The sequence below is a fragment of the Clostridioides sp. ZZV15-6598 genome, from assembly GCF_020657705.1.
In the GTDB taxonomy this organism is placed as follows: Bacteria; Bacillota; Clostridia; order Peptostreptococcales; family Peptostreptococcaceae; genus Clostridioides; species Clostridioides difficile_F.
Genome location: NZ_JAGWCS010000217.1, coordinates 1 through 3765, shown reverse-complemented (window position 1 = coordinate 3765; position 3765 = coordinate 1). Strand labels below are relative to the sequence as shown.

Annotated in this window: 2 protein-coding genes, 1 pseudogene and 1 riboswitch; all 3 genes and pseudogenes read left to right on the top strand. The window is 27.0% G+C overall.

Going from position 1 to position 3765, the window contains the following annotated elements:
- The first annotated feature begins 76 nt into the window (after window positions 1-76).
- Window positions 77-1696 carry a hypothetical protein gene (locus KGF50_RS20710; protein ID WP_227849806.1) on the top strand — a complete coding sequence of 540 codons (1620 nt, stop codon included), beginning with the start codon at window positions 77-79 and terminating at the stop codon, window positions 1694-1696.
- A 232-nt stretch (window positions 1697-1928) separates the two neighbouring features.
- On the top strand, window positions 1929-3107 hold the full coding sequence (locus tag KGF50_RS20705; RefSeq protein WP_227849805.1) for a cation diffusion facilitator family transporter: 1179 nt from the start codon (window positions 1929-1931) through the stop codon (window positions 3105-3107).
- Window positions 3108-3230: 123 nt separating this feature from the next.
- Window positions 3231-3316, top strand: a riboswitch (cyclic di-GMP riboswitch).
- Window positions 3317-3433: 117 nt separating this feature from the next.
- Window positions 3434-3765, top strand: a pseudogene (locus tag KGF50_RS20700) (hypothetical protein); the annotation flags it as partial.

The window sequence follows — 3765 nt, the reverse complement described above, 5'->3', positions numbered from 1 at the left end:
GTGAATGTTAAGTAATAAATACAATTAATAAAAATTTTAAAATTGTATCTAAAGGGATATAGAAAGGAAAATATTTATGAAGTTTAAAAGGTGGGTCAGTATAATTTTATCTATAATAGTGATAAGTGTTCTTCTTGTGGGTTGCGCAAATAAATCTAATTCAGATGTAGTATCGAATGAAAAAATATCATATGAAATAAACTCAACAAAAAATAGTGATAATAAGGTTGAAACTAATAAATTTAATTTAGGAACATCAGAAATGGTTATAAGAGGTAAATCTATACCATTTAATATGGAAGGAATAATATCAGTGCCTGAAAATATAAAAGAAAAAGCACCTGTAGTATTAATCTTTCATGGACAACATGGAGATGGAGAAAATGACTTTGAAGATGGATTTAAATATCTTACTGAGGATTTAGCAAGAAATGGTATCATAGGAGTATCTATTGATACTTCAACAAATTATACTTTTAAGTATGGAGAACCAGTGGAAAATGAAAGAATAACTTATTTAGCTCAAACATATATACAAACTTTTAAAGCCATAAACGAAGGTAAGAAAAATGGATTTGGATTATATCTTAAAGATAAAGTTGATTTAAATAATATTGGTCTTATAGGACACTCTGTAGCAGGTTCAGGTGTAATTAAAATAGCAGAGGAGCAAATACAAAAAGGATTTAAAGGGATAAAAGGAATTATATCACTTACACCAGCGTATAATAGCCCGATAGAAAAATTTCCTGATATACCGACAGCAATAATAGTTTCAGAGTATGATGGAGATGTCGTTCATAGTGGAGATGATATTTTTTATAATATATCTTTAGATAAAAATAGAAAAAGTCCATTAGGATTAACTTATCTAGTGGGTGGAAACCATAATGCATACAATTCAGTTTTAGGAGAAAAAGAGTTTTCTAAGCCACAGACTACTAATGGAACTTATCCTGAGAAATTAGGAGAAGAAGAACATAGAGATTTTTTCTCAAATTATGCAGTTGACTATATGAAATCTATTTTTGGGTTTAATAGTAGTGAATCACCTATCTTTAATAAAAAAGGATTGCCTTATAAAATGTATGGATATCAAACTTTAAATAAAGTTGAATATAGTGAATCTGTAGAACTATTTAATAAAAAGACATTTAAAAATATAAATTTAAATAATGTTGATGCAAAAGAATTGGTTGAATCAGAGAGATTGGATAAAGATACTGCAAAAATATTTATTAGTACTGGAGTAAATGAAAATTTAGACTTGTTACAAGTTGATTGGAAATCTAAAAATGGAAAAATAGAACTACTTTTAAATAATAATAACTTAGGAGATTATTCTGCATTAAAGTTTAGATGGGCATTAAACTCTCCCAGTAAATTAAATAATAAAGGTGATATAGTTTCTTTCAAAATTAGTCTAGTTGATTCTAAGGGAAAAGAAAGTAGTATCATTGTAGAAAATGATAAAGTATCTGCTATGAAGTACTTTGAAGGAGAAGTTATAAAAGACGAATATGTAGAAGGGAAGTTTATGGAATTTTGGTCAAGGTATACTCCAATAAGTGATACAGTAATACCACTTGACAAGTTTAAAAATATAAATTTATCTAATATAAAAAATGTTACGATTGAATTTGAAAGTCCAGAAACTGGTTCAATTATGTTAAATAAAATAGTTGGTATAAAATAATAATATTGGTTCTAGATAAAAGTATAAAATATCTAGGACCAATTTTATTAAACCTATTAATTTTAGTCAGATATATAAAACTACTTCATATTAACTATAAGAAAAGAAAATTAAGAATATTTTACTAATATAGAGTAAGTTTAAAGAATTTTATATCTAAATTGTGTTATCATAAGTAAAGATATAAAGTTTAGTGTTTATTAATAAAATAAAAGACAGGGAGGTAAGCTTTATGTTTTCAAAAATCCTAGTCAAAACATTTATCAAAGATAGTGAAAATGTTCAAGATAAAGTTGTAAGAAATAAGTATGGTTATGTAGCAGGAATAGTAGGTATAATATCTAATTTAGTTTTATTTATAGTAAAGGTAACTATAGGTATGCTTACATCAAGTATAGCTATAATGGCAGATGCATTTAATAATCTTTCAGATATGGCATCTTCAGCAATAACTATGATAGGGTTTAAACTAGCAAGTAAACCAGCTGACAAAGAACATCCTTTTGGACATGGCAGAATAGAATATCTATCAGCATTGATAGTAGCATTTATGGTTATGTTGGTTGGACTTCAATTTGTAAAATCGTCTATAGAAAGAATAACAAATCCAGTTCCTATAAAGTTTGAATTAGTATCACTTATACTTTTAATTGCATCTATAATGGTTAAAATATGGTTGAGCCGTTTTAATAAATTTATGGGGAATAAAATTAATTCATCAGCATTAAAAGCAGTGTCATTAGATGCTTTAGGAGATGTATTTACATCAAGTTGTGTAGTTATATCTTTTATTTTGGCGAGATTTACTAATTTGCCTATAGATGGATATGTAGGTATTGTAGTATCATTAGTAATACTTTATGCAGGCTTTTCTCTTGTAAAAGATACTATAAATCCTCTTCTTGGAGAAGCCCCAGATGAAGAAATGGTCAAATCTATTTTAGAATTATTATTATCTTATGAACATATAATAGGTACACATGATTTAATAATCCATAATTATGGAGTTGGAAGATGTATTGCATCTATACATGCAGAAATTCCATCGAATATAGATATAATGGAAATTCATGAAATTATAGATACTGCAGAAAGAGAAATATCTGAAAAGTTGGATATATACTTAGTAATTCATATGGACCCTATATGCCTTGATGATGAAGAGGTTATATCAGCAAAAAGAGAACTTGAAAAAGTACTTAAAAAAAATAGTCTTATAAAATCTATGCATGATTTTAGGATAGTTGGAAAAGGAAGTAAGAAAAATTTAGTATTTGATATAGTAGTTAATCCTTCTGAATTCTCCAAAGGTATGTCAGAAGAAGATTTAAAAGAAGATATAACAAAACTAGTTAAGGAGATGAATCCTGAATATAATTGTGTCATTGTTGTAGATAAAGACTTCATTTAATGATGATTAAAAAAATAAAGGGAAAAAATGTAAAAAATATAGACAATAAAATATAGACATAATATAATAGATATATACAACTGTATTTAATTTGAATATAATAATTTTTAATTATTTTTATAAAAAAATTATAGAGACGTTGAAGTATATCCTATTACTGGGCACCTTATGGATATACAGAGTCAGTGGTGCAACCGGCTATGAATATAAATTTTTATTTATTTCATAGCTTTTTTTGTATAGTTTTTTGATAAAAGAAATTAAATTATATTAGGGATTTATAGATATTTACAAAAGTGTGAATAGATTAGAGGGGAGCAATCTATATGAAGAAAGGAAATAAAAAGGCATTATTAATTAGTTTAATTATGATTTTAAGTATGATAGTTACTACAATATATCCAGCTGTATCTTATGCGTCAGAATTAGAAGGCAGTGGGTCTATTCAAAGCAATTCAAATAATTCAACAACTGAAGATGGAAAACAAGAAGAAAATAAGAAACCAGAACAGAAACCAGAACAGAAACCAGAAGGAGATAAACAAGAAGAAAATAAGAAGCCAGAACAGACTCCAGAAGGGGATAAACAAGAAGAAAATAAGAAACCAGAACAGGCTCCAGAAGGGGATAAACAAGAAGAAAATAAGAAGCCAGAACA

What these genes read in the sequence shown, in the direction of transcription:
- KGF50_RS20705 (WP_227849805.1), top strand. Translation starts at nt 1,929, where the DNA reads ATGTTTTCAAAAATCCTAGTCAAAACATTTATCAAAGATAGTGAAAAT.
- KGF50_RS20710 (WP_227849806.1), top strand. Translation starts at nt 77, where the DNA reads ATGAAGTTTAAAAGGTGGGTCAGTATAATTTTATCTATAATAGTGATA.